The organism is Vibrio sp. D54 (assembly GCF_021728075.1).
Classification (GTDB): Bacteria; Pseudomonadota; Gammaproteobacteria; order Enterobacterales; family Vibrionaceae; genus Vibrio; species Vibrio alginolyticus.
Window position 1 is genome coordinate 130,747 of sequence record NZ_JAKKCS010000006.1, and the last position, 24,783, is coordinate 155,529.

Annotated in this window: 25 protein-coding genes; 7 read left to right on the top strand and 18 right to left on the bottom strand. The window is 45.0% G+C overall.

Features of this window, described 5'->3' with window-relative positions:
- Positions 1-277: 277 nt before the first annotated feature.
- The 3 genes from L3V37_RS10685 to L3V37_RS10695 form a co-directional block, all read right to left on the bottom strand.
- On the bottom strand, positions 278-736 hold the full coding sequence (locus tag L3V37_RS10685) for a hypothetical protein (RefSeq protein WP_005388759.1): 459 nt from the start codon (positions 734-736) through the stop codon (positions 278-280).
- Between the two features lie 93 nt (positions 737-829).
- The gene (locus tag L3V37_RS10690; protein WP_005376466.1) at positions 830-1,858 is read right to left on the bottom strand and encodes a phospholipase A; all 1,029 of its coding nucleotides are present in this window, start codon (positions 1,856-1,858) and stop codon (positions 830-832) included.
- 226 nt (positions 1,859-2,084) lie between these two features.
- Positions 2,085-2,588 carry a DUF2938 domain-containing protein gene (locus L3V37_RS10695; RefSeq protein ID WP_237306290.1) on the bottom strand — a complete coding sequence of 168 codons (504 nt, stop codon included), beginning with the start codon at positions 2,586-2,588 and terminating at the stop codon, positions 2,085-2,087.
- Positions 2,589-2,672: 84 nt separating this feature from the next.
- Here L3V37_RS10695 and L3V37_RS10700 point away from each other — a divergent pair, with 84 nt between their 5' ends.
- Positions 2,673-3,080: a helix-turn-helix domain-containing protein gene (locus tag L3V37_RS10700; RefSeq protein WP_031778925.1), complete on the top strand. Its 408-nt coding sequence runs from the start codon at positions 2,673-2,675 to the stop codon at positions 3,078-3,080.
- Positions 3,081-3,152: 72 nt separating this feature from the next.
- On the opposite strand, the gene def is transcribed toward L3V37_RS10700, so the two are convergent.
- From def to L3V37_RS10730, 6 genes are all read right to left on the bottom strand, one after another.
- Positions 3,153-3,659 carry a peptide deformylase gene (def, locus tag L3V37_RS10705; protein ID WP_047101472.1) on the bottom strand — a complete coding sequence of 169 codons (507 nt, stop codon included), beginning with the start codon at positions 3,657-3,659 and terminating at the stop codon, positions 3,153-3,155.
- 234 nt (positions 3,660-3,893) lie between these two features.
- Positions 3,894-4,358, bottom strand: coding sequence for an ABZJ_00895 family protein (locus L3V37_RS10710; RefSeq protein ID WP_237306291.1), 465 nt, complete (start codon positions 4,356-4,358; stop codon positions 3,894-3,896).
- 32 nt (positions 4,359-4,390) lie between these two features.
- On the bottom strand, positions 4,391-4,720 hold the full coding sequence (locus L3V37_RS10715; RefSeq protein ID WP_005376478.1) for a YceK/YidQ family lipoprotein: 330 nt from the start codon (positions 4,718-4,720) through the stop codon (positions 4,391-4,393).
- A gap of 416 nt (positions 4,721-5,136) precedes the next feature.
- Positions 5,137-6,582, bottom strand: a complete 1,446-nt coding sequence (locus tag L3V37_RS10720; protein WP_237306292.1) for an AGE family epimerase/isomerase — start codon at positions 6,580-6,582, stop codon at positions 5,137-5,139.
- A 107-nt stretch (positions 6,583-6,689) separates the two neighbouring features.
- Positions 6,690-7,232: an AAA family ATPase gene (locus L3V37_RS10725; protein ID WP_130545342.1), complete on the bottom strand. Its 543-nt coding sequence runs from the start codon at positions 7,230-7,232 to the stop codon at positions 6,690-6,692.
- 295 nt (positions 7,233-7,527) lie between these two features.
- Positions 7,528-8,871, bottom strand: a complete 1,344-nt coding sequence (locus L3V37_RS10730; protein WP_033906508.1) for a magnesium transporter — start codon at positions 8,869-8,871, stop codon at positions 7,528-7,530.
- Between the two features lie 215 nt (positions 8,872-9,086).
- On the opposite strand from L3V37_RS10730, the gene L3V37_RS10735 reads away from it, so the two are divergent.
- Entirely contained in the window at positions 9,087-9,962 is an 876-nt protein-coding gene (locus L3V37_RS10735) for a universal stress protein (protein WP_170896960.1), read from the top strand.
- Between the two features lie 43 nt (positions 9,963-10,005).
- Here the strand turns inward: L3V37_RS10735 and L3V37_RS10740 are convergent, their stop codons facing one another.
- Both L3V37_RS10740 and L3V37_RS10745 read right to left on the bottom strand, forming a co-directional pair.
- Positions 10,006-10,395, bottom strand: coding sequence for a MazG nucleotide pyrophosphohydrolase domain-containing protein (locus tag L3V37_RS10740; protein WP_237306293.1), 390 nt, complete (start codon positions 10,393-10,395; stop codon positions 10,006-10,008).
- Positions 10,396-10,421: 26 nt separating this feature from the next.
- Positions 10,422-10,850, bottom strand: coding sequence for a PaaI family thioesterase (locus L3V37_RS10745; RefSeq protein ID WP_017820983.1), 429 nt, complete (start codon positions 10,848-10,850; stop codon positions 10,422-10,424).
- A 211-nt stretch (positions 10,851-11,061) separates the two neighbouring features.
- Between L3V37_RS10745 and gloA the strand changes: the two genes are divergently transcribed.
- Complete coding sequence (gene gloA / locus L3V37_RS10750; RefSeq protein WP_237306294.1) at positions 11,062-11,448, top strand: lactoylglutathione lyase; 387 nt, start codon at positions 11,062-11,064, stop codon at positions 11,446-11,448.
- An 11-nt stretch (positions 11,449-11,459) separates the two neighbouring features.
- Positions 11,460-12,560, top strand: coding sequence for an alkene reductase (locus L3V37_RS10755; protein ID WP_237306295.1), 1,101 nt, complete (start codon positions 11,460-11,462; stop codon positions 12,558-12,560).
- A gap of 117 nt (positions 12,561-12,677) precedes the next feature.
- Here L3V37_RS10755 and L3V37_RS10760 read toward each other — a convergent pair whose 3' ends face one another.
- Positions 12,678-12,953 (bottom strand): nitrogenase-stabilizing/protective protein NifW, encoded by a 276-nt coding sequence (locus L3V37_RS10760; RefSeq protein WP_237306296.1) that lies wholly within the window; start codon positions 12,951-12,953, stop codon positions 12,678-12,680.
- A 241-nt stretch (positions 12,954-13,194) separates the two neighbouring features.
- Between L3V37_RS10760 and L3V37_RS10765 the strand changes: the two genes are divergently transcribed.
- Positions 13,195-15,045: an acyltransferase family protein gene (locus L3V37_RS10765; protein ID WP_237306297.1), complete on the top strand. Its 1,851-nt coding sequence runs from the start codon at positions 13,195-13,197 to the stop codon at positions 15,043-15,045.
- A 79-nt stretch (positions 15,046-15,124) separates the two neighbouring features.
- On the opposite strand, the gene L3V37_RS10770 is transcribed toward L3V37_RS10765, so the two are convergent.
- The 4 genes from L3V37_RS10770 to L3V37_RS10785 all read right to left on the bottom strand — a co-directional run bounded on the left by L3V37_RS10770 (position 15,125) and on the right by L3V37_RS10785 (position 20,117).
- Positions 15,125-15,595 carry an RES family NAD+ phosphorylase gene (locus tag L3V37_RS10770; protein WP_005376497.1) on the bottom strand — a complete coding sequence of 157 codons (471 nt, stop codon included), beginning with the start codon at positions 15,593-15,595 and terminating at the stop codon, positions 15,125-15,127.
- 1 nt (position 15,596) lies between these two features.
- Positions 15,597-16,049 carry an antitoxin Xre/MbcA/ParS toxin-binding domain-containing protein gene (locus L3V37_RS10775; RefSeq protein WP_017820987.1) on the bottom strand — a complete coding sequence of 151 codons (453 nt, stop codon included), beginning with the start codon at positions 16,047-16,049 and terminating at the stop codon, positions 15,597-15,599.
- Between the two features lie 165 nt (positions 16,050-16,214).
- Positions 16,215-18,389, bottom strand: coding sequence for a catalase/peroxidase HPI (gene katG, locus L3V37_RS10780; RefSeq protein ID WP_237306298.1), 2,175 nt, complete (start codon positions 18,387-18,389; stop codon positions 16,215-16,217).
- Positions 18,390-18,575: 186 nt separating this feature from the next.
- Positions 18,576-20,117: a glutamate synthase-related protein gene (locus L3V37_RS10785; protein WP_237306299.1), complete on the bottom strand. Its 1,542-nt coding sequence runs from the start codon at positions 20,115-20,117 to the stop codon at positions 18,576-18,578.
- Between the two features lie 156 nt (positions 20,118-20,273).
- On the opposite strand from L3V37_RS10785, the gene L3V37_RS10790 reads away from it, so the two are divergent.
- Positions 20,274-20,753, top strand: a complete 480-nt coding sequence (locus tag L3V37_RS10790) for an aminoacyl-tRNA deacylase (RefSeq protein WP_005486498.1) — start codon at positions 20,274-20,276, stop codon at positions 20,751-20,753.
- A gap of 77 nt (positions 20,754-20,830) precedes the next feature.
- On the opposite strand, the gene L3V37_RS10795 is transcribed toward L3V37_RS10790, so the two are convergent.
- Complete coding sequence (locus L3V37_RS10795; RefSeq protein ID WP_130545335.1) at positions 20,831-21,508, bottom strand: response regulator; 678 nt, start codon at positions 21,506-21,508, stop codon at positions 20,831-20,833.
- Positions 21,505-23,079 carry a sensor histidine kinase gene (locus L3V37_RS10800; protein WP_237306300.1) on the bottom strand — a complete coding sequence of 525 codons (1,575 nt, stop codon included), beginning with the start codon at positions 23,077-23,079 and terminating at the stop codon, positions 21,505-21,507. The genes L3V37_RS10795 and L3V37_RS10800 overlap by 4 nt, the downstream gene beginning before the upstream one ends.
- A gap of 273 nt (positions 23,080-23,352) precedes the next feature.
- Here L3V37_RS10800 and L3V37_RS10805 point away from each other — a divergent pair, with 273 nt between their 5' ends.
- Positions 23,353-24,756: an anion permease gene (locus L3V37_RS10805; protein ID WP_237306301.1), complete on the top strand. Its 1,404-nt coding sequence runs from the start codon at positions 23,353-23,355 to the stop codon at positions 24,754-24,756.
- Positions 24,757-24,783 lie beyond the last annotated feature (27 nt).

Sequence of the window (24,783 nt, forward strand, 5' to 3'; positions counted from 1 at the left end):
ATAGTCGGTTCCAATTTAAAAACCAGAAGGTTCTTCGACATAAATTATCCGCATTTAAGTGGAAAACAATACACGACTTAGTCATGCATTTGCTTGTTTAGCAACAAACACCTTGATTTAGTGTAAGAAGGAATCACGCCGTTCGCTAGTGAACGAACAAATCTGAGTCTAGGCTTGTTTGTTATTTCAAACCCGAAGGTTTATCTGACGCGAAAAAACAAGGCGAACCAAATGGCTCGCCTTGTTTCTAATTTACTGAACGATAAACGACAGGTGTTTAGTCTTGAGGATTCTCTTTCGCGTTGATTTCAGCGTAAGTGTGCAGCAGCTCCGTCAATGTTTTTACCCACGCAAAAACATCCGAAGGTGCATTTTCGATTAGTTTTTCCACTAGAGCACAGTGTGTTTCTAGCGTGATGGCCTCTTCCAAACGGAATGAGATCGCGTAGAAATGCCAAAGCACCAATCGCGTCATTCGCTCGCTATTTTGCTTTGCGTTGTCTGAGTCATCAAACGCTTGTTGAATTTCACTCAGTGCGATTGCTGTCATGCGTAGCATTGCATCAAGACGTGCAGACAACATGCGGTCTTCACTATCCACTTCTTCTTGATCAAAAGTGAACAGCTCATTCATCACGTCTTCTGGCACCATTTTACTGATCATACGAGCACTAAACTCTTCCAGCTCATGGCGAGGCATAGTTACAAGACAATCGAAGGTGTAATCACGAAGCATAAAATCACTCTAGGTTAGAAATCAATTTCAGCCTCGCATTCTAAATATTGAAATTTCAATTGCCAGTGTTAATTTCTATCCATCTACGAAAAACTACAAAACACCGTTGATTGCAATACCAACACCAATCCGCTGCTGATTATGATCATAGTCGATCAAGCTCTTACCATAACCCGCTGAGTATTGTGCGTACCCCTGAACTTTGCCCCAAATCGGAAATGACACACCCAGTTCTGCAAAACCCTTATGTGTTTGAAAGTTCTGGCGACCTAAAAAGGTAAACTCGTAACCATTCCACTTGTAAGCACTCGATAGCTCAAAGTGTCCCATATAGTCTTCGATATCCGGGTTATCATCACCTTTGGGATCATTAGGCGATGTCTTTTCATCTTCAGGTATACGCCACCAAGGCTGGATAGAAACCGCAAAATTGTCTTTTGCAAAGGTTACGTTGGCATAGACACGGTTCCAACTGCGCGATAGCTCCTGTCTCTGACCGTTAGACTCATGTTCAATACCAAAACCTAACCAAGTCGAACCATCAAGTGGTTTCCAGTCAGTTGGGGTGTAGTAAAAAAGCTCTGGACGATAATTGGTTTCACGGAATGGACGAGATGCTGCCCCCGTGTATACCTGCCAAAATGATTTAAGAGTCATTCCAAAAAACAGACCATCGCCATCAAACAACAAGTCATCATAGTTCATTGGTACTTTAAAACTGATTTGGAACTCCGCCTCTTCCTTACGCAGTTCATCGCCGTATTTGGTGTCGGCATACGCGCGTTTATTTACTCGATCACTGTACGTAAACGGAAGAATATAGTTAACGCGATGCGCGACTAGGCTAAACGGTTCGAACGCGTTTTCTCGTTCTGATTCCAAACGCTTGTCGACCAAGCTTTCCTGAAGTTCTTCAGGCTCTTCAATTTCTGGATCAGCGGGCACTGTGCTGGTTACTGTGTCAAGCTCACACTGCGCGCGAATGCTCTTTATGGTTTCTTCACCTTTGCTTTGCTTTATTTTGTCTAGCAAACATAAATCATAAGCACTGGCTGTTTCTCCCATCGCAACTGGCGCTGCCAATAAACTCAGTATTGATATCCCTGCCACTTTTGAAGCCATCTGAAACCCTTAATATTCTTTATGTCAAACCAGATAATTTTAGTTTTTCTTGGTAAACCGCTTGCCATTCTGACGTTAAGGCAATGTTAAATGTCCGCCAACTTGACGTCTTGGATAAATGCAACAGACTTTAGACATATCGGTCAACTATGATCAAAGCGCAAAAAACAACCAAGAGTTGAGCATCATAGATAAAAACCACTCGTTTGCATGATGCTCATTTTATCTATGCAAAATACTGGCTCGTAACTTTGATTGCAAACCCGGCTATGAATAAACCCAAACCATAACCCAAATGCGCCAATGTGCTAAGAAAACGGGCTTTCCAAGGTGTTGGGGTTTTACTCGCAGCAAAACCAAATCCTAGACAAGGTTGAATGACCAAAAATGGGAAGATCAACGTTACCACGCCTGTAATTAAGCTGGGCATTAGACTGGGCTCTACCAACCAATGATGACCAAAAACAGTAACGTGAGCCAAAGCGAAAGTAACGCCGATGGCATAATGCAAAAACCAGCCAAGTGACTTTTCTCCCGGCATCGCCTCTGACGCCATAATTGGCGCATGCGTAAGCTTTCCTTGGGGCATGTACAAAACCCAGCGCGCAACCAACGCATAGTTTAATGAAGGAATACCAAACACTCTCCTTTGTAACCATGCCCATAAATCCATTATCAAAGTGGCACCAATCCCTATTAGCACCGCTTGCAATCCCATTAAAAGCAGCATTTTTCTCTCCTCATGTTTTTGATTTGTTAAGGTCTTAGTTGCATGCTACAACTTAAAGCCAACTTGAAGTCAATGGGGAATAATATGGATATTGCAGAAGTGGTTAGAAAATCAGGATTGCCGACTTCAACGCTCAGGTACTACGAACAGCTGGGGTTAATTCGCTCGATAGGAAGGAATGGATTGAGACGCCAATATTCACCAGAGGTACTCAATACACTCAATTTAATTAGTTTGGGGCGTATCGCTGGAATATCGCTTAACGAAATGGCAGAAATGTTGAATCAATCAGAAGTTTCAAAGCCATATATCGATCGTGACTTACTAACGAAAAAGGCACTTGAGATTGATGAGCAAATAAAACGTTTGAAAGCGGTGCGAGACAGCCTCAACCATGTCGCCACCTGCCCTCATGAGTCACATATGGACTGTTCTTCATTTCAGAAGCTTATGAAGGTCGTAAAGCGTTATGTCCCCCAAAAACAGAGATAAACCGCTCTCCCTACCTTCCTATTCTTGATTTAAAAGGAAGTAACTCGACATGGAGGGTTACTTCCTCTCATATTACTTAGCTTTCGCTTTTACGTACTTCTTCACTTTTTTCATCGCCATTTTTTGCTTTAACGGTGAGAGGTAATCAATGAACAAGTTACCCGATAGGTGGTCAATTTCGTGCTGCATCACAATCGCCAAGAACTCATCGCTCTCGATTGTAATCGGGTTGCCATCACGGTCTAGTGCAGACACAACAACTGACGTGTAACGCTCTACATCTGCGTAGTACTCAGGAACAGAGAGACATCCCTCTTGACCAAGTGCTTTGTTTTCTCCGCTCACCACTTCTGGGTTAACCAAGATTAAAGGGTCATTGCGTTCGTCAGAGATATCGATGACAACAACCGCCTCTTTTCTGCCTACTTGGGTTGAAGCTAAACCGATACCATTGCCCGTTGCGTAAAGTGTTTCTAGCATATCGTCGATCAACGTTTGTATTGTCGATACATCAGTGACTTTTTCTGCTTTTACTTTAAGCCTTGGATCAGGAATTGAGAGAATTTCGAGAACTGCCATACTTACCTTTCATATCTATAAATCGTAATTCGTGGCGAATTATACACACGTTTCTCGATACATAAACCTGCTAAGCTATCTTGCGCACAAGGCATAAACCATTAACTCAAACGACAACACAATAAATTGGTTTGCCTTTTAAACAAAAAATCCTACAAACAGGAAACTAAAACGCCAGCACATTATGGCTGGCGTCTTGTCATGATCCTAATTGAATCGTTTGTTGTATTTTATCTACTGACCTTCCTTGGCTTTGAGTAACACTCTAATCGCCATTTTCTCACCACTTTTTAAAATTAAGTAGGCGATGCCAATCGTTATTAGCATTATGATAGCAATAAAAATACTTACCCCACCGAGCTCAGATAATAAATAAAACGGAGAAATATCTAACGACATTAAGATAAGAGAGAACACTACCAAACTTGCTAAAGTCCACAGTAAAACAGCATACCATCTTGTTTTTGATGGCATTACATCTCCAGTCTTGTAGCAGAAGTAATAACCAACACTCATGGCTGGGATTAACGTGCTAAGAAAGCCTGTACCACTCATTTCTATCCCAACAATATATTCAATGGCCAACAGCAATGCTGCCCAACAAAGGGACGCCAGACACAACAGAGACGTAACAAGAAGTACCGATGGTGGCTGGTTTATTTCTGATTCTGAATAGTTATTTTTTAATTCCACTTTCATTTCCCTCCATTTATTTGAATAAAATAAGCGTTTTAGATCATGCTTCCGCTTGGACAACCTAGAGAAACAACACCGCCATAACTCGTTGTTGGCGTAACTACCATGACTAAATCAACAGGAAGAAACACAACGTCCGTTGCTAACGACAAAGGAATGTCAATCAATGAAAGTGGGTATAACGCGATAGAAGTAATATCAGATCTTAAATAGCAAGGTTGTCGCGCAACTGATAACGCGGTGCCTGAAAACGGCTTTCCGTATCCGCCACCAGCATGCGCATCTATAGACGAACACCCCACCATTAAAGATGCTGACACCACAAGAAATACAACTTGTAGCTTTTTAAATAGTTTTATTTTCATTTAACCTAGATTCCAACTAACTATTATTTTTACAACTAAACCCTCTCTCAAATTGTATGTTCAATGAATTTACTCATATGGGCCAAGTGCAACCATGTTAATACGCTCTATGTATTAGAAACAATTCATTTATTTCCAATGACACTAGTGAGACTATGCGACGTGATTGGAATCTCACTTAAGTTTTCATGGACCTATCGCGCTGAAAATTGAATCCTCTACCTGTCATAGAATAAAAAGCCGTCAAAACCAGTGGTTCTGACGGCTTTTTATAAGCGCCCAGGGGTCATTACCTACACAATTACTGCTTGAAGCTTATCTAGTGACAGACCTAGATAGCTAATAGTCATCCTTGCTATCGGAGGACTTTATTGGCTTTTACGCGGACTTTAACTAACACATCACCATCGACCAACCTAAGGTCGAATATTGGTGAATGTCGCGGTGGCGACTCCATCACTTTGTGACGACAACGATTTTACGTCTGCGCTAAAGTAATACGGATTAAGTGGCATTTTATTCTCTGCTGGTCGCGTGTAGTAAAGCTTGGCGGGCTGTTTTGCCATTTGTTGCGCGTACAAATACCCGACCAACGCATGTTCAAACTGGTGGTAACCATTTCCCCAATGGAACGCTTTGGTTGATTTAGGACTCAGACCGACTCCTCCATATTGATGATCCACCCATACGTCCATAAAAGTGGGTAACGTGTATTGAAGCGTTTCTTTCATCGAACCATCGACAAGAGAAACTGTCATCGCCGCTTGATCGAGTTCTGCCCATTCCCAAGACGAACTGTAATGCTTGTGCGGTCTTGATTGCCAAGCAGGAATGCTCTCTTGTGTCCATTTACTCTGCCATTCTGGTGAGAAGAGCGCTTTGACTTGCTCAAAGTTTTGCTGGTATTGCGCTTGTTTAAGTGTATGTTTCATTCCTTTGAAGCCAAACTCTGTCCAATTGGAATTCTCCAACAACTGACCAGTGAGATACGTCATCCAATACGCTTTGATGGTGTGTCCAAAATCATTGTGTTTCGCATCTGGCATCATTACCGCTTTGTGGTGTATCGCGCCATAAAAACGCTGCTCTTTGACGGAATGGTAGTTATCTAGCATCACTTGCGTCAGCCATTGCAGATCTTGCTTCCACTTGGCTTGCGTTGGCGCTGGTAAAAGTGGCGCCGTTAACAACAGATAGCCATTGATCTGGTCAAGTTGAGCGACTAGCTCTTGCTGCTTCGCACTTTCCCCATCACCGTCTTTCAAAACCCACGCCAGACCGCGATCATCGCTTCGTCGGTATTGTTTAAATATAAACGCTTGCTGGTCGATAAGCGCTTGTTCGACCTTTGGATCTTGCGTTAAGTAGTAGTACATCGCCAACCCCACCAAGGCGTAAGCTTGGTCTTGAGAAGTTCGTTGTTGCCACTCCATCCCCGGTTTTCCACTACGCGTAAAGCTCACGAAGCCGCCGTTTTTCTCATCTTGTAGGTGATCAATCAGGTAATAAGCACCTTTCTTTGCCAGCTCTAATGCTTGCTTGTCACCCGTAAGATGAAAAAGCACGCCATAAGCGTAAGTTTGGCGCGATTTCATGCGGGTGTATTCGCGATCGAAGTGCGGGCTAATCCACCCTTTGTTTAATTCATCACACGGCTTTTGTGGGTCGAGAATGACACCGTTATCACAACGAAATGTCGGAAAATTCCCCGCAGGTTGGCCATGCGCGCTTTCCATCATCCAATATGGGGCTAGGCCATTCGTCACATGGTTTAACCAATCATCCCCCGAAGGCAGGCCTACATCAGCAAAGCTGTTTATGCTCGTCGTTGCGAGGAATAAGGTAAGATATTTAAAAGACATAATGCTCAATTAAGTTATTGAATTTTATCCAGTATAAATAACTCCCTTTACGCATATTGTTGTCGTGCTCACAATCGCCTTACGCATTTGTTTGCATCAATCATCTTTCAGCCTTGTTCGATGACTGAGCCGAGAATAAACGCTACTCTGTCTTCGACTGACATTTTGGGCACTTCGATCAATTGATAACCAAATTTGTGATAAGCGCTGGCCATCTGTTGATACGTAGCCACCGCTTCAGAAAAATCTTGCTTTCGCTCTTCGTCGTTGCTGAATATCGATGCCCAAGGTGGAAAAATGAATACTTGAGATTGATAACGAAGCGTCTGGCAATGCGTGATGAGCTCATGCGAGATTGGCAGTTGTTCCAACTTACTGTAGCCATATACGTCCACAATACTGCGATCAAAAAACACGTCCCCTTGGTGAGCATTGAAAGCTCGGTAATTGCTCACTTCTGCCTTCATCATTTCGTCTCGAAAAGCTTGTTTGTCATTCCAAGGTAATGCTGAACCGTGATTGGCAACCTGCGTTTGTATTATTTGACGGCCGGTTTCTGGCGCGCAGATAAAGCCTTGTGTTTTTAGTTGTTCGATAACCGAGGTTTTTCCTGCACCGGGACCACCAGTGAATACGATGAGTTTGTTCAAAATCTTTTCCTTATTTTTTTGTTTGAGTGAAGTAATGCGTGTACAGCCAAGAAAATTGGCATCATTTGGCGTTTGAAATTGGCATGGCATTTGGCACGCCAGCGTTAAGCGAGATCGTTAGTGGAAAGTTTTGGGGTAGAAATGAGCAGTGGAAAATATTGATGAAATGAAAGCTTAAACGGCGTGTTCATCGGTTATGGAAAACGGAGGAATGCTGAGCGAAGCAAGCTCGCCCAAAATACTCGGTTGGGAAGTGGTGCGATTGGTTCTGATGGTTAACACGTCAATTGGCTTTCTATATCAAGAAAATGGCACCTAAGCCTAAGAACGCAAAGAAACCGACGACATCGGTAACGGTTGTTAATACTACCGAGCCAGCCACGGCGGGGTCAATGTTAAACTTCTTCAACGTGAATGGTATCAACGTACCCGATGCCGCGGCCGCCAAACTATTGAGGAAAATTGCACAACAGATAATAAGCGCCAATGGCCAAGAGTCAAACACCATGTAGACGACACCCGCGATGACTAATCCCATGATCAAGCCATTAATGGTGGCGATTTTTAATTCCTTATTCACCAATAGCTTCAAGTTACTTTGGTGCAAGTGGTTCAATGCGATACCCCGAATGGCCACCGCTAAGGTTTGGCTACCTGCGATGCCGCCCATACTCGCCACAACGGGCATTAAGATAGCAAGCGCAACGACTTGCTCGACCACATTATCAAAAAGCCCAATGATGGCGGAGGCTACGAAAGCGGTCAGCAAGTTAATCACCAACCAAAGTGCTCTTAGCCTTGTAGCCACGCTTAATGGTGTAAACAAATCTTCTTCGCTTCGTACGTTTTCTGCCACTACAGCTTGTAGGCTGAGTTCACGCAAGGTAATCGCGATGGTCGCCATCGACAAGACGCCCATAATTTTGCCACCAGCCATGATAGGAAACCAATGTGCTCCACCATCAATCGAGACTTGTTTGCTGACGCTTTGAATCGTTTGAATATCTTCTAGAATTGGCGTAACTACGGTCAAGTCGGTAAGTTTGATATGATTTTCGTGCAGCAACAGGGTTTGCGGCTCTATCGTACCAATCACACCACTTGCATCACGCACAATAATCAACCGCACTGGACTTTGCCCACGTTTTAGCAGCTCGGTTTTGATGCCTCCTACGCTGTTTTTAGGGTTTGCGACCAGAAAGTGAGGCTCGGCATAACGTCCAACTTTGTTGTCTTCATACGACAATGCTTGTTGGATATGCGCGACAGACTCTTCACTTTGATCAATAAGGTATTCATCTACAAATTCGGTCGGTAGAAAGTCCGCAAAGATGATCAGTTCAGAATCAGTTATGTACGCCAAGCGTTCATGTTGTAAGTCTTTATTGAGTGATTGATGAATGTGCTTGGCGGTGTCGTATCGGAGCAAATTTAATACCGTCCAATACTTCTCAGGCGGCACTGCTTCTATGACACGTTTACGGTAAGCAATGTTGACCGATTCCAAAATGTTCGCAATCTGTGCTTCTTGATAGTCTTTCAAAAAGCTCAAGTCTTCGGTCGATTCTATCGCTTTAATGATCTCAGCAAGCAAATGTGGCACTTTGCGGTTAATTTGCAATTGGTTGGAATCTATCATTACTTTTACCTATAGCTTTCACTACCACATTCGCCGCATTGACGATATGTGCTATCCGAAGGCATGAATTCTTGATGTTAAAATTCTAGGCGATAGTTGACTTAATTGCGGAATTTATATTTCGCTCGCAGAAACAAAACGCCTCTGCATCAGTTCATGGTATAGACTTGAATGTGTGTCAGGCTCATTCGCCTTGTTTGATAATGGAGTAATCAATGGCACCTGTATTTTTTCTGACTCAGCAGGCCGCCTTACCAAGTCGTAAGGTGCTTCGTAAAGTGATTCAATTTTCGACAGCGCTGGCTCAGCCTATTGTAGTTTTAGTGGAAGACCATCGCCGAAGTGAAGATCACGCATTCGCTCATTTTCTCAGTTTCAACTCTGACCATATAGAAAAAAGACAAGCTGAGTTTGAAGCTTGGACCTTAAAGTTCAACGCATTAATTGTCGAACTTTGTGAAGAAGAAGAGCTTGAAACGCCAACGCTCTCTTACGAGCATTTCAAAGGGAGTCATTGGGTTGAGCAAGTTACGAAACGGCTTGTTGACCACACTGACTTACTGCTCGTGGGACACTTTAACAAACACGAGATTCAAACGATGCTCACAGAACTAGCACAACAAGATTGCGACTTGTTGCTACTGAGTGAGCGTTCATGGCCTTCTCACGCCAACATGCTTTGTGCAATCGACCCACTTCATCGAGGGGATGAAAAGTCGATAGTAGATAAAGCCATCGTCTCGCGAGGCTCAAAATTAGAACAAACCTTAAGCGGGAAAATGACGCTCGTTTACTGCCGATACGTCGCGCCATACCTCTCTCGCTATCGTGCAGAGATATTAAGCAACCAAAAAGCAGGCATTACGGACTTTATTACTGCGCAAAAGTTAACTCGAGTACCACTACTGCTGCCAGAAGGAAACCCTGAAACGGCGTTACCAAAAGCAGTTAAGCAATCACAAGCAGCGATTTTGATTATGGGGGCATGTAAACGAAGCATGTCATCTCAATTTTGGTCTGGCAGCACTGTAGACACGTTACTTGATCAACCACCTTGTGACCTACTGTTGGTCAACAGCTCCAAGGGCTGACTAGGTATTCCCTATTAACCTATCCTTTCAATACCAAGCGCAGTTATTGGCTCTTTACATCTTCTAACTGCGCGGCTTCATGCTCTGCGTTCAAGGCTTGTTTCTGCTGCTGTTTAACCTCATCCCAACTGCGTCCCGACTCAATCGCAGATACACGCTGATCGTATTTGTTGCAGGCTCTTTCGAGTACTTTCTCAGGATCTATACCCTTTTCTCTTTCCAGCGCTTTTAATACGTTAAGATAGTTCCACAACACATCGCCTAACTCGTCTTCCAAATGACAAAGGCGATCCTCACGAATCTCTTCGCGGACTTCATCAACTTCTTTGCCAATGGCCTCCAGATAAGTCTCTACGCCTTTAAACCAAGTATTGGTTTGGTCATATTGAGATTTTCTCGTCGCAATTACATACAGCTCATCAAATTTCTTCATTGCCTCTCCGTAGAACACGTTTTTATTTATGCCTTTTTAGGACGAATAAACTTCCCTTTAGCCGTCACTCTAACTTCGCTATTGACCCGTAATTGAGCCACAAGTTGATATATACCGCGTCGTTCACCTTCACAGTGTGCAGTAATCGTGACTCGATCATCTAACTGAATAGGTGCATGGTAGCGCACATCCAACTGCGCCGTAAGGGCTTGAATGTCTCTAGATAACAAACAATGCGTCATTGCACCATCGAGAAGCGAACTGGCAATACCACCATGCAACAGGTCTGTGTAACCTTGATGACGCGGTAAAACGTGAAACTCTCCGACAACAGAACCATCGGCTAGGTATTGGTAGTTCACGGCCAAAGAGTTCGGATTCACATTAATTGAAGAACAAACCGCACATTGATGATGAGATTCGTGAGTGTAATGACAGTAGCTGTTTGTGGACATGATAGTTACTCGGTTTCTCAAAAGAGTAATTAGCATATGCCAACAATTAAAAAGAAACGGCGAGTAATCTTTGTTTGCATGTTGCAGGGCCAGCAACCTCGCTTTTCATAACACTAAATAATCATTTTAATAATTAACGATAATTTCCAGTTCATTTAGAGTGGCGATATGGTTTGCATAGTGATTACGCAACGTTATGAAAAGGCGACTTATGAAGTTTCTCCACACGATGATCCGTGTAGCTGACCTAGACAAATCTATCGAATTTTATACAAAAGTTCTGGGAATGAGTGTTTTGGATCGTTTTGAAAACCAAGAATACCGTTACTCACTGGTGTTTGTTGGTAACCCTGATCAACCAGATGGCGCGACCATCGAGCTAACTTATAACTGGGATACCGACAGTTACGACTTGGGTAATGCATTCGGACACATGGCACTGGGGTCTGAAGATATTTACGCCGCTTGCGAAAAAATCAAAGCGCTTGGTGGCAACGTTACTCGCGAGCCAGGTCCAATGAAAGGCGGAGAAACTCACATCGCGTTCATTAAAGATCCCGATGGTTACCAAATCGAACTCATCCAAACTCAAGAATAACGAGGTTTCCTATGACAGACGCATTATTTCAACCCATTCAACTTGGCTCTCTCTCATTAAAAAACCGTATCGTTATGCCTCCGATGACGCGCTCTCGTGCTTCTCAACCAGGTAATATCGCTAACGACATGATGGCGACCTACTATGCTCAACGTGCTGAAGCGGGCCTAATCGTTGCTGAAGGCACACAAATTTCGCCAATGGGTCAAGGCTATGCATGGACACCAGGCATTTACAGCCCAGAGCAAATTGCTGGCTGGAAAAAAGTAACTGATGCAGTGCACGAGAAAGGCGGCGTTATCTTCGCGCAATTATGGCACGTTGGTCGCGTGACTCACCCTGATAACATTGGCGGTGAGCAACCTATTTCTTCTTCTGCGCTAAAAGCAGAAAACGTGAAAGTATTTGTCAATAACGGCACAGACGAACCGGGTTTTGTCGACGTGGTTGTGCCACGTGAAATGACCAAACAAGACATCAAGAACGTTATTGAAGAGTACCGCCAAGCCGCACTAAACGCGATAGAAGCCGGATTCGATGGTATCGAGCTTCATGCAGCGAATGGCTACTTGGTTAACCAGTTTATCGATTCTGAAGCGAATAACCGCACCGATGAATACGGTGGCTCTATTGAAAACCGTCTGCGTTTTCTTGGTGAAGTGATAGAAGCGATGACGCAAGCTATTGGCGCTGAGCGTGTTGGTGTTCGTCTTGCACCATTCACTTCGTTAAATGGCACCGTTGATAGTACGCCAGTCGAAACCTACACCGCCGCTGCAGCGCTGCTTGATAAACTCAATGTGGTTTACATTCACATTGCTGAAGTGGATTGGGACGACGCGCCAGACACTCCGCACAACTTTAAAACCGCAGTTCGTGAGGCGTACAAAGGTACACTGATTTATGCCGGTCGTTACAACGATGAAAAGGCACAACACGCGATCGAAAGTGGTTTAGCTGACATGATTGGCTTTGGCCGTCCGTTTGTTGCAAACCCAGACTTACCAAGCCGCATCAAGCATGGCTATCCACTGGCAGAACATGACCCTGCCACATTGTTCGGCGGCGGTGAAAAAGGCTTAGTGGACTACCCTGCGTACCACGCGGGTTAATTCATCTACGTAAAGCTGATTCGCAACTCACGACAAACCAATAGCTAACCCAAAAGAACCTTGCTCTTCCCCCTGTAACGCCAAGATGCAGGGTTCTTTTTAGGCAAGCCACCAGAATTAACGTCTTTGACAAGATGTACAACCTCGGCACGCAGAGCGCGTCGTTTTACTGAGCAAACTGCGTTGTACTTTACAGTAAGCACTCTTTAAAGCACGACGACCTGAAAACCAATCATCCGGTTTAGTGAGGATTAAGTAGCCGTTAAACCTCTTAACCAACTCGGTTCGATTGTTTTCGATAAATCGGCTATCAAACTCGATGTCGAAGTAATTCAAAGCCTCTTCGATACAAGTAAAGCTGGCAATTTTTTCCTGAATCGTATTCTCTGTCATCGTTTCTTTAGCGTAATCATTTTCAATGAAGTCTAAGTGCCTCGCGCTTTACGTTCTTTGATTTAGCGCTTCTTAAGATCATTCTTTATGGGGTTTCCATATTGAAATTCAATTTGGGAATTCGTTAACCCACCTAGCATTTTCATTTTGAAAATCACTTTAAGGCACTGATTTAAATAAACATTATTTCTGGTTCATATTTTGCTCTACTTCATTAAACGGAATGTTGGAGCAACACGATATGACTTACAGAGCAGAAGTAGATGGATTAAGGGCGATTGCTGTCACGTTGGTGATTTTGTTTCATGCAGGAGTTGAGCAATTCGCTGGTGGCTTTATTGGCGTCGACGTGTTTTTTGTGATCAGCGGCTATTTGATCACCACCATCGTGATTAACGACTTAGAAAACCAGAAGTTCAGCCTTGGTGATTTTTATGAGCGACGCATTCGTCGCATACTCCCCCTCTTACTGGTGGTGATCGCCGTCAGCTATTTGATGTCTTGGTGGCTATTTTTGCCGCAAGCACACAAAGACGTTGGTCAGTTTGCAGTGTCTTCCATTCTTTCCTCATCCAACATTCTTCTGTATTTAAAAGGCCACAATTACTTCGGTTTAGAAGATCAAGCCAATCCGCTATTTCACACCTGGAGCTTGGGCGTTGAAGAACAATACTACATTGTCATTCCTTTGCTACTCATGCTACTCGCTCGTGGCAAAAACGCGTTTTACCTGACTTTTTTCATCGCGGTATTTGCGCTGAGTTTGATGACTATTGTTTATGCGAGCAACGATCCAGATTTCGCCTTCTACATGATCTTCTCTCGTGCTTGGGAGCTGGCAACCGGTTCATTACTCGCATTAGTAATGAGAAAAACCCAAGTTCAATCTAACGATACTCTAGCAACCATTGGCATCGTTTTGATATTGGCCTCTGCACTTTTGTTTGAAAAATCGCAAGATGGCGCGGGTATCACTTTGCTGGTGCCAGTCATCGGTAGCGCGTTAGTGATTTTGTTTGCCTCTAAAGACAATGTCTGCGGTAAATTGCTGAGCCTAAAATGGGTCGTGTTCGTCGGCTTAATCAGCTACAGCTTATACTTGTGGCATATTCCGCTATTTGTGTTTTACCGCTACATGCTGGACTCAACTCAAGACGTCAATATCCCGATTTACATTGCCGCTCTTTTTATACTGTCTTACTTCACTTGGCGCTTTGTTGAAAAGCCGTTCCGCAGCCGAAAAGCCATGAGCATGCGCACTGCGTCCGCGGTTATTGTGTTGTTGACGTTGCCCTTGCTAACGCTCGGCGTTATCGGTCATCAGAACGGTGGTTTTCCAGAAAGAAGCGCATTTTTCGAGGCCATGCGCGTTAACAACGGTTATGGTTTAGATTGCAACGGCAACACCAACGTTAACGATGTGTGCTCGTCTGCGCCGCAGCCCGCCATCGCTGTGTTAGGCAATAGTCACAGCATGGTTTACGTGAAGCGTCTATCCGAAGTAACACCAACTGGCGTGGTGCAACTTACTCAAGATTCCTGTGCGGTCGGTTATGTCGACACCATCAAAGGTGCTGGCTCAGTTCCTTGCCGACAGTTCTTTAATGAGGCTGTCGATACCATTCTAAGTACCCCTTCCATTCGTCGCGTTGTTATCTCTTCTAACTTCAATAAAGAGCTTTCACAAGCCGATTATGAAGCATCATTAACCAAATTATTGAATGAACTGAAAGGAAAGGAAGTGGTCGTTTTCGGTCCAACCCCTTCTGCACCGTTTGCGGTAGGAGAATGCCTTTGGAAAGCGCGTTTGTTTGGCGAGACAGAAGAGTCTGCCTGCGACTTTTCTCCCAAACAACATCACCCTCGAAACGTGGCGAAGTTAGTGAACTACTTTGAGCAATTTGAGCACGTTGAGTTTGTCGACTTGACCGATGCCATTTGCAGGAATGGCGTATGTCGAATGAAAGTTGGAGCAAACAATGCGATGTATACGGATGACAGCCATTTATCTTACAAAGGTGCTGAGTTGGTGCTTGGGCATTACCTCAACACTACAAATGAAGCGCAACAGTTCACTTACGACCGACAATAACCAAGGAAATAAACTTTTATGCTTCAGCGCTTATCTCAGGTAAGCGCTGAATGCTTTAAAGCAAGACAAAGCTAGGCGTCTATTTGAAAATGCGCGGATCAAACGCGAAATCGAGCTTTTCGGCTTTCTTGATGATCTCTTTCATTTTGGGATGATTTGGATTCACCACGTAGTTTTTATCACGAGGTGAAATCGTTGAAGGCACTTGCAGCGCGGCAAACTCTGGATGAGGATCATTGAGAAACTGATCACCAATGTACTGCGTAGACTCGCTCGCCGGTATTGCTCGCCACGTCACAGGGAGATCTTCTTCATCTAAGGTGGCGATGAGGTATTCTGGCATTTCAATACGATATAAATCGTAAAGTTTGGTGATAGCAGGATCGTTGTTTACGTGCACAAACACTTCCAACGAGCAAAGGGATTCCGATTCAGAGAAGTAGAGGGCTTCGGTTCCTTTTGAGTTCCATCGCCCTCCAAATAACTTTGCGCCAACGGGGCTGAATGGCGTGTCAGCAAATTTCTTTTGTGTGAGACGATAGAGCTTCATATTACGAGAATACCCCGTGCTCTAAACGGCCGATCAAATCTTTTACGATTTCAAAATCCACCGTGGTCGAGACCATATCAAGTGGACGTTTTCCACCTAAGCCATACACATTCTCTCTCATCCATTTTAACGCGCGCTCTTCGTCGTCAAACAGTTCTGTCGCGAGTTTCAATAACATCGCTAATCGATAGATTGCATCACTTTCTTGCGTATTGAAGCGCTCATCGTTTTTTAGACGACGCTTGATCGTGCTAACAGGTATCAATGTGACGTTTTGAAACTCACTCTGAGAAAGCTTCACACGCTCAACAATATTGCGATACACCTTTGGCTCAAAGCCTTTGTGAACCGCATCAGTGCGACCTGTTTCAGCGTCTTCAATACCCAACATAAACCAGAAATTGGCTTTATGAGGTTGTTTCGGTTTGAAGCTTTTTAATGCTGCAGTTGCCATATCAAGCTCCTGTGGTTCATATGGTCCGGTTATTATGGTTCAAATGAGCTTAATTTTCAATCAAAGTAACAATCAAAGTAAAAAGATAGGTAAAGAAAAAGGCGAGCTTTTCGCCCGCCTCTCTTACTTATTCATCAACCCATTTACCGACGGGTATCGTTTCACTTATTGCAAGTCAAAACGATCCGCGTTCATGACTTTCGTCCATGCGGCGATGAAGTCATGGATGAATTTTTCCTGATTATCATCTTGCGCATACACTTCCGCATACGAACGCAGGATCGAGTTTGAACCAAAGACAAGATCCACTCGAGTAGCCGTCCACTTTACAGCGTCGGTTTTACGATCACGGATTTCATATTGATTAGCACTCACTGGTTTCCACGTATATGCCATGTCAGTAAGGTTCACGAAGAAATCATTCGACAAAGTGCCTACTCGGTCAGTAAATACGCCCTCTTTTCCACCGCCGTAGTTACTGCCTAGAACGCGCATACCACCGATAAGTACCGTCATTTCTGGCGCCGTTAGCCCCATAAGCTGAGCACGATCTAATAAAAGCTCTTCTGGCTTAACCGCGTAGTCTTTCTTCAACCAATTTCGGAAACCGTCAGCAACAGGCTCAAGTACTTCGAACGATTCCACATCCGTCATCTCTTGGGTGGCATCACCTCGGCCTGGCGCGAATGGTACGGAAACATCATGACCTGCGGCACGCGCAGCCAGTTCAATACCTACGTTACCAGCAAGCACGATAGCATCTGCAACACTACAGCCCTCTTCTGCTGCTATTTTTTCTAACACCGCAAGAACACGTCTTAGACGTTCAGGTTCGTTCCCTTGCCAATCTTTTTGCGGAGCCAAGCGAATTCTCGCGCCATTTGCACCGCCTCGGCGGTCAGAGCCACGGTAAGTACGTGCACTATCCCACGCCGTACTTACTAACTCACTAATGGATAGGCCACTTGCTTCGATTTTTGTTTTTACTAAATCAACATCGTAGTCTGTCTTACCTGCGGGCGTTGGGTCTTGCCAAATAAGATCTTCGCTTGGCACATCAGGGCCGAAATAACATGATTTTGGTCCTAGATCGCGGTGTGTCAACTTAAACCAGGCACGAGCAAAAACGTCATCAAAGTACGCAGGGTCATTTTGGAACTTTTCTGCAATCTTACGATATTCAGGGTCCATTTTGAGCGCCATATCGGCGTCGGTCATGATTGGATTGTAGCGCTTAGAACCGTCTTCAACATCGACAGGCTTGTCTTGTTCTTCAATGTCGATTGGCTCCCATTGCCATGCGCCAGCTGGGCTCTTTTTCAGTTCCCAGTCATACTTAAATAGTAGGTGGAAGTATCCGTAGTCCCATTGTGTAGGGTGTGTTGTCCAAGCACCTTCAATGCCACTCGTTACCGTGTCACGACCAATACCACGTGTTTTGTGGTTAATCCAGCCAAGACCTTGCTCATGAACGTCTGCTGCTTCGGGCTCTGGGCCAAGGTTTGCGGCATCACCATTACCATGACACTTACCCACCGTGTGACCACCAGCTGTGAGCGCGACGGTTTCTTCATCGTTCATTGCCATTCGCGCAAAGGTCACGCGCATGTCATGTGCTGTTTTGAGAGGATCTGGGTTACCGTCTACCCCTTCAGGGTTCACATAGATAAGACCCATCATTACCGCAGCAAGCGGGTTTTCTAAATCTCGCTCACCAGAGTAGCGGCTGTTATCAGCGTCACTTGTGGCTAACCATTCTTGCTCAGACCCCCAGTAAGTGTCTTTTTCTGGGTGCCAAATGTCCTCTCGTCCAAACGCAAAGCCAAAGGTCTTAAAGCCCATGGATTCGTACGCCATGTTACCGGCAAGGACAATCAGGTCTGCCCAACTTAGTTTGTTGCCATATTTTTTCTTGATTGGCCATAAAAGGCGTCGAGCCTTATCGAGGTTGGCGTTATCTGGCCAAGAGTTGAGAGGAGCAAAGCGTTGGTTGCCTGTAGCAGCACCGCCACGGCCATCCGCAATACGATAACTGCCCGCTGCATGCCATGCCATTCGGATCATTAAACCACCGTAGTGTCCCCAGTCGGCAGGCCACCAGTCTTGGCTATCAGTCATTAAATCTTTTAAATCTTTTTTAAGTGCTTCGACATCTAGCTTTTTCAGTTCTTCTTTGTAATTAAAGTCCTGACCAAATGGGTTGGTTTTGGAGTCCTGTTGATGCAGGATGTCTAAGTTCAAGGCATTCGGCCACCAATCCATCACCGACTTATCTGTAGATGTTTGCCCACCATGCATAACTGGACATTTACCTACCGAACCGCCGTTTGCTTTGCTCATATAATGCTCCTTCGTGTCGTGGTTGTGGTAACCACTCTTTGTTATTCAATAAATCGAATATCCACCTCAAACAGCGTAGTTCATACACTGTTTTTTTAGTTAACGCCAAGTCAAAATTTCAAACATTTCAGCGAATAAATAATTGTTATCAAACATGTACCTATATGCAGAAAATATGGATAGAGATCAGTTTAAGTCCATACCTGAATACTTAATCCCAGACAGCCTCGCCATGTTGTGATCCCAGGTAGCTAAATCATGATGACTAAATTCATTCAGAGCGTGATGACCACACGCCCTCGCCATGACTTTCATGAGCTCAACCGAAGATTCGAAGAAATTTTTCAGTTGCTGGGATGACTTTTCGACGTCGAGACGCTGCCTCAAATCGGCATTTTGTGTCGCAATGCCTGCCGGGCAATTATTGGTGTTGCAGATGCGAGCCGCGACACAACCGATCGATTGCATCGCACTGTTTGCTATCGCTACTCCGTCTGCTCCAAGTGCCAACGCTTTGACAAAATCCGTAGGAACTCGCAACCCACCGGTGATGATTAATGTGACACGGTCACTTACGCCTTTTTCATCTAAGTACTTACGTGCACGAGCTAATGCAGGGATGGTGGGTACACTAATATGATCACGGAACATAGTTGGCGCCGCACCCGTGCCACCACCGCGACCATCTAAGATGATATAATCAGCCCCAGCATCAAGCGCAAACTGGATGTCTTGCTCAATATGGTTGGCACTGAGTTTAAATCCAATTGGAATACCGCCTGTGATGCCACGAACTCTGTTAGCAAACTTTCTGACATCGTGAGTAGTGTGAAGATCTTTGAACGTTGGTGGTGATATCGCTGGTTGTCCCTCGGGGATGCCCCTCACCTGAGAGATCTTACCTACATTTTTATTTGCAGGCAGATGACCACCCGTGCCCGTTTTTGCTCCTTGCCCGCCTTTGAAGTGAAACGCCTGAACATTAAGAAGCTTAGATTCGTCGTAGCCAAATTGAGCACTAGCAAGCTCATAGAAATACCGTGAATTGGCGGCTTGCTCTTCCGGTAACATGCCACCCTCACCAGAGCAAATCCCAGTCCCTGCCAACTCTGCACCTTTTGCTAGTGCAATTTTCGCCTCTTCAGAAAGTGCGCCAAAACTCATGTCCGACACCAACAAAGGAATGGCGAGTCTGAGCGGCTTACGCGCGTTTGGTCCCACAATCAACTCGGTAGACACAGGAACGTCTTCCAACAACGGTTGTGTCGCCATTTGCGCCACCATGATTTGTATAGCATCCCAATGTGGTAGCAAATGCCTAGGAACCCCCATTGCAGCCATCGGACCATGATGACCGAGTTTAGAGAGTCCTTCTCTCGCTAATTGGTGGATAAACTCGAGGGTTGGTTCTTCTTGAGTAGCAGACGCCGTTGGTTTGTCTCTTTTCTCTCGCTTTTGTTCCGGTCCCTCTTTACCGACTTGCTCTGCGGTAAATCGCTTGTGTGTACCATCACAAAAAGGAGCATTGGCGGTATGCTTACATTGGCAGAGATAGGCATCTTCGTCTTTTTCCGCACTAAAGCTCATTGGCTTTAAGCCGGTTCCCGAATGAGACCCATCGCAGTAAGGTTGATTTTTAGAACGCCCACATCGGCAGAAGTAATATTCTTGCCCAGCTTTCAACTCTACTTTGATCGGCTTGTTATCAGCGATGATTGGCTTGCTCATGTTGCCCCCTATTTATTATTGTTAACCATGCTTTCTCGCTGGCTTGCAATAAGCGTAGAACAGGAGCGTAAAGAGCGTCAGTGTCGCCGAGTAAAATGCGCGATTGTCGCCCGACTAACCTATACTTTTTATGGGTCTCATACACGTGGAGGCTATATGACGATTGCAACCCGATTAGATGAATATTTGACTGAGCATAACATTCACTTTCAAACCGTGAATCACAGCCACAGTCATAGCTCGCTACAAAGTGGTGTTGCAGCAGGTGTGCCTTTAATGAATATCGCAAAAGGTGTGATTCTAGAGGATCATGAAGGGCGTCATATGATGGCGGTCTTACCTGCCAACAACAAAATCAGTTTGTCGAGATTAAACGACGAATTTAATGCCACCTTCCACTTGGTGAAAGAGCGTATGGTTTACCGACTCTTCACCGATTGTGAACACGGCGCTATTCCACCGATTGGTAGTCCTTACCACATGTCGACAGTTTGCGATGAAAGATTAGCAAATTTGGAACATGTCTACCTTGAAGCTGGCGATCATGAAACTCTGATTAAGCTGGATAGAAAGGCATTTAAAGATTTGATGAACGACTGCAAATACTTAAGATTCAGCAGTGAAGTTCTGCATTAAACTTGCCAAAATATGTCGACATTTCGTGAAAAAGGCTCTTTCAACAAGAGCCTTTCTTTGTGCTTTATCTCAAACACTTAGCTTTCTGAGACTAACTTATTGCGATAAACCCGAGTCGGTCGCCCTACTTTCCCGTGTTCTAAAAATGCCACCAACTCACCGTGTCCAACGGCTTTATCCAAATAACGACGCGCCGTGCTCTTACTGATGGTTAAGCTTTCCGACACACTCAATGCGGTGTGCTCGACATGCACGTGCGTAAACAGATCCACCACCTGACGGAACATAAAAGGATCTAAACCAGCCAAATCCGTTGGCGTGCCTTTTCCAAGATGGAACAAATCATCAAGCTGCGACTGTCGAAAACTCTCTTGGCTACGCATATGGCTTTTAACCTTTGCGAAACGAAGCAAGCTTTCGGTTAGTCTTGAGTAATCAACGGGCTTGACTAAGTAATCAAATGCACCGAAACGATGGGCTTTTTGAACCGTAGATGCGTCATTGGCCGCCGTGACCAAAATGCATTCTGGTTTCTGGTCGCTCTCTAACCATTGATAAACCAGCTCGACACCTTGCCCGTCTGGCAAGTAGTTGTCGACGATGACCAAATCCGGCTTAGTATGCGTCACTAGCTGCTGGGCAATGTGAATACTACCAGCAATACCGACGACTTGATATTGTTCCACTTGCTCAATGAAATGGTGATGAAGCTCTGCAATGTTGGGATCATCTTCCACTATGACTACTTTTATCATCCTAACTCCTTGGGGAAATAGATCGTAAACGCGGTTTCTTGCTCGTCACTGTCCAACTCCATATGCCCATTGCCTTGCTCAACGATGGAACGTACAAGGTACATGCCTACTCCATGATCGGCTTTGTTTTGCTTAGTGGTAAAGCCCAATTCGCACAACGCATCAAATTCACTCTCGATCAGCGGGCCATTGTTCGAAACCTGAATGGTGTACTCGCAGGCCGATTCTGAAATACCGATGTGTACATGACCGTTCTCTCGTCCTTTCACCGCTTCCAAAGCGTTTTGAGCTAAATTGCCAATCAACCCACACAATTGTTCTTCTGACAAACGGCGAGACAGCGCGCTCAAATCACTTTGGCAGTCAATGCTCAGTGCCACACCCAGTTCGTTGGCTTTGCTCGCCTTTGCCAAAATCAAGGCTGACAAGGCCGGTCTGCTATTCAGCGCATGTAGCGAATCCAGTTGTGATTGACTGGCTTTCGCTTGCGACAAACAAACTGAAAGCGCTTTATCGTAAGCCCCCATTTGTAAGAGGCCCGAGATAGTCGAAAGCTTATTTTGATACTCGTGACGCGCAACGCGCATGTTCTCCATGTACTGCGTCACCTGACTGATTTTCTCCGAGAGTACGTGCATCTCATTTTGGTCACGCAAGCTAAACACTGCGCCATAAGGCTCACCTGTCGACGTACGAAGCGTAACTCGGTTCATCACCAAGTTTTTGCCATTCACGCGAATCAATCCATTAATGTAATCGTCACCTTTCAGCGAAAAACTTTCTGGGTTATCTATCCCATAGGTAAATACGTTACCAAGCTCTTGATGATAGTTGAGCATAGCGCGAGCGGAATCATTAATAAGATACAAACTTCCCTCGGAGTTTATCGCGACCAATCCTTCATACGTCGCTTGCAGCACGCCTTGATGCGTTTTTAATGCCTGCTTAAGCTGCCAAGGTTCTAACTCTTGCATTTGAGTTCGAACATAGCGAGAAAACTTCCAAGACAACCAAATACAAATACCGACGGCAATGATTCCGAACGATATCAAGGGCAATAACCGTTCGCTTGTCCAGAGATCCAAAGTATCAATCAAATAGCCAACTTTGATCATGCCAATCACATCGCCTTCATTGGAAAAAATGGGAGATATGTAACGAACCGATGGCCCTAAAGATCCCACGCCATAAGAAAGGTAGGACTCGCCGTTTTCCAGCGCTCTTTCAATGTCACCTCCCAGCACAGGCAAACCAACGCGTTCAGCGACAGGATGTGCCAGCCGAATTCCTGCGCGATCACTCACGGTGATAAAGTCCGCATCACTCACCGCCTGAACCGCATTGATGATTTCTGACGTTTTGCTTGCGCTACCAGCCCCAACAGCGGCGATAAGGCTGGACAATTGCGAGAGCTGCTGCGACTGAACTTGAGCACGCAGGCTGATTTGATGAGTGAGGATGTCGTCCAACTGATGAGCACTGTAACTCCACCAACTCAACATGCCCAATAGCATTACACCACTGAGCAATACCGCCAGTTGTTTAGTAAAAGAAAAGGAAGCAAACGGCACGATAGGATTCCAAGAAATGACTTGCCCTAAGCTTACCGCAATTCCTTATTCGACTTAGGGCCTCTCACCATGAATTTTGACGCGGATCTCAGTGGTAATTTTTATGACTTTTATTAATTTAATGCGTTTATTCTCAATTATTTTTCAAACAGATTTTGTCGTGACATGCAAATTGATAAAGAGCTCAAGTACGTCGTTGATGAAATTGATTTCTCTCAGTTTTTTGCCATTTCCAAACCCTATGATGAAGAAAAATAACTTGGAGATGGATGTATGAATAGTTCCCAAATAAAAATGCTCCTACTGGTCGCGATAGGCTGCATCTTATGGTTTATCCCAACCCCGGAAGGACTCACCGATCAAGCTTGGCAAATGATGGCGATTTTCGTCACCACCGTACTAAGCTTGATCCTCGCCCCACTTCCTCTTGGCGCGATGGCCTTGATGGGTTTGACGCTCGCGACACTGCTTGGCGTACTACCAATCAAAACCGCACTGACTGGCTTCGCTCACCCAACGATTTGGATGATTGCAGCTGCGTTCTTTATCTCTCGCGGTTTTATTACCACCGGCTTTGGTCGACGCGTCGGATACTGGTTTATCTCTAAACTTGGTCACAACTCATTAGGCCTTGCTTACGGCTTAGTGTTGACTGATTTGCTGTTTGCACCTGCAACCCCAAGTACCACAGCACGTTGTGGCGGTATTATTTCTCCGCTATTTCGCTCGGTTGCGAGTGCTTATGATTCCGACCCAGAAAAAGGTACTGAGAACCGAATCGGCGCATTTTTGGTGCAATGTATCTTCCAATGTAACGCGATTACTTGTGCGATGTTCCTAACCTCTATGGCAGGTAACCCACTCGCCGCTAACTTCGCAAAAGAACAAGGCGTTGAAATCACATGGGCTGGCTGGGCAACCGCGGCGATCGTCCCTGGTTTGTTGTGTTTGTTCCTCATCCCACTCGTGATGTACATGGTGTTTCCACCAGAGCTAAAAAAGACGCCAGAAATGCGTGAAATTGCGCGTCAAAAGCTGGCTGAAATGGGCCAAATGACGCGTGACGAGCTGATGGTTTGTATCACTTTTATCGGTATGGTTTCACTTTGGGTATTGGGCCCAACATTAGGCATTCATGCAACGGTTACGGCTTTACTTGGGTTAGTTTTCTTGCTTCTCACTCACACCATCACATGGGACGCCGTTCTTGGCGAAAAAGAAGCATGGCACACCATAACTTGGTTCGCTGTATTGGTAATGATGGCTGCGCAACTTAACAAACTCGGATTCATCAGCTGGTTCAGCGAGTCTATGGCCGAGTCACTGTCCGGCTTTGGCTGGGTGACAACCATCGTCGTGCTTCTTTTGGTTTACTACTACAGCCACTATTTGATGGCGAGTGCAATGGCACACATCAGTGCGATGTACTCCGCGTTCCTGGCAATTGCGATCTCTGCTGGCGCGCCTCCGATGCTTGCTGCGATTGTTCTTGGTATTTTCAGCAACTTGTATATGTCAACCACGCATTACTCGTCTGGCCCTGCGCCAATCTTGTTTGGTGCTGGTTTCCACACTCTGCAAAACTGGTGGAAAATCGGGTTTATCTTCTCACTCATCGTCATTCCAATCTTTGTTTTTGTTGGCGGTGCGTGGTGGAAGCTTCTCGGCCTTTGGTAATCCGCAATTTAGAACGCATAGAAACCA

What these genes read in the sequence shown, in the direction of transcription:
- L3V37_RS10785 (WP_237306299.1), bottom strand. Translation starts at nt 20,117, where the DNA reads ATGAGCAAGCCAATCATCGCTGATAACAAGCCGATCAAAGTAGAGTTG.
- L3V37_RS10795 (WP_130545335.1), bottom strand. Translation starts at nt 21,508, where the DNA reads ATGATAAAAGTAGTCATAGTGGAAGATGATCCCAACATTGCAGAGCTT.
- L3V37_RS10715 (WP_005376478.1), bottom strand. Translation starts at nt 4,720, where the DNA reads ATGAAAATAAAACTATTTAAAAAGCTACAAGTTGTATTTCTTGTGGTG.
- L3V37_RS10765 (WP_237306297.1), top strand. Translation starts at nt 13,195, where the DNA reads ATGACTTACAGAGCAGAAGTAGATGGATTAAGGGCGATTGCTGTCACG.
- L3V37_RS10730 (WP_033906508.1), bottom strand. Translation starts at nt 8,871, where the DNA reads ATGATAGATTCCAACCAATTGCAAATTAACCGCAAAGTGCCACATTTG.
- L3V37_RS10745 (WP_017820983.1), bottom strand. Translation starts at nt 10,850, where the DNA reads ATGTCCACAAACAGCTACTGTCATTACACTCACGAATCTCATCATCAA.
- L3V37_RS10805 (WP_237306301.1), top strand. Translation starts at nt 23,353, where the DNA reads ATGAATAGTTCCCAAATAAAAATGCTCCTACTGGTCGCGATAGGCTGC.
- katG (WP_237306298.1), bottom strand. Translation starts at nt 18,389, where the DNA reads ATGAGCAAAGCAAACGGCGGTTCGGTAGGTAAATGTCCAGTTATGCAT.
- L3V37_RS10790 (WP_005486498.1), top strand. Translation starts at nt 20,274, where the DNA reads ATGACGATTGCAACCCGATTAGATGAATATTTGACTGAGCATAACATT.
- L3V37_RS10760 (WP_237306296.1), bottom strand. Translation starts at nt 12,953, where the DNA reads ATGACAGAGAATACGATTCAGGAAAAAATTGCCAGCTTTACTTGTATC.
- L3V37_RS10695 (WP_237306290.1), bottom strand. Translation starts at nt 2,588, where the DNA reads ATGCTGCTTTTAATGGGATTGCAAGCGGTGCTAATAGGGATTGGTGCC.
- L3V37_RS10755 (WP_237306295.1), top strand. Translation starts at nt 11,460, where the DNA reads ATGACAGACGCATTATTTCAACCCATTCAACTTGGCTCTCTCTCATTA.
- L3V37_RS10690 (WP_005376466.1), bottom strand. Translation starts at nt 1,858, where the DNA reads ATGGCTTCAAAAGTGGCAGGGATATCAATACTGAGTTTATTGGCAGCG.
- L3V37_RS10735 (WP_170896960.1), top strand. Translation starts at nt 9,087, where the DNA reads ATGGCACCTGTATTTTTTCTGACTCAGCAGGCCGCCTTACCAAGTCGT.
- L3V37_RS10710 (WP_237306291.1), bottom strand. Translation starts at nt 4,358, where the DNA reads ATGAAAGTGGAATTAAAAAATAACTATTCAGAATCAGAAATAAACCAG.
- gloA (WP_237306294.1), top strand. Translation starts at nt 11,062, where the DNA reads ATGAAGTTTCTCCACACGATGATCCGTGTAGCTGACCTAGACAAATCT.
- L3V37_RS10740 (WP_237306293.1), bottom strand. Translation starts at nt 10,395, where the DNA reads ATGAAGAAATTTGATGAGCTGTATGTAATTGCGACGAGAAAATCTCAA.
- L3V37_RS10685 (WP_005388759.1), bottom strand. Translation starts at nt 736, where the DNA reads ATGCTTCGTGATTACACCTTCGATTGTCTTGTAACTATGCCTCGCCAT.
- L3V37_RS10700 (WP_031778925.1), top strand. Translation starts at nt 2,673, where the DNA reads ATGGATATTGCAGAAGTGGTTAGAAAATCAGGATTGCCGACTTCAACG.
- L3V37_RS10720 (WP_237306292.1), bottom strand. Translation starts at nt 6,582, where the DNA reads ATGTCTTTTAAATATCTTACCTTATTCCTCGCAACGACGAGCATAAAC.
- L3V37_RS10775 (WP_017820987.1), bottom strand. Translation starts at nt 16,049, where the DNA reads ATGGCAACTGCAGCATTAAAAAGCTTCAAACCGAAACAACCTCATAAA.
- L3V37_RS10770 (WP_005376497.1), bottom strand. Translation starts at nt 15,595, where the DNA reads ATGAAGCTCTATCGTCTCACACAAAAGAAATTTGCTGACACGCCATTC.
- def (WP_047101472.1), bottom strand. Translation starts at nt 3,659, where the DNA reads ATGGCAGTTCTCGAAATTCTCTCAATTCCTGATCCAAGGCTTAAAGTA.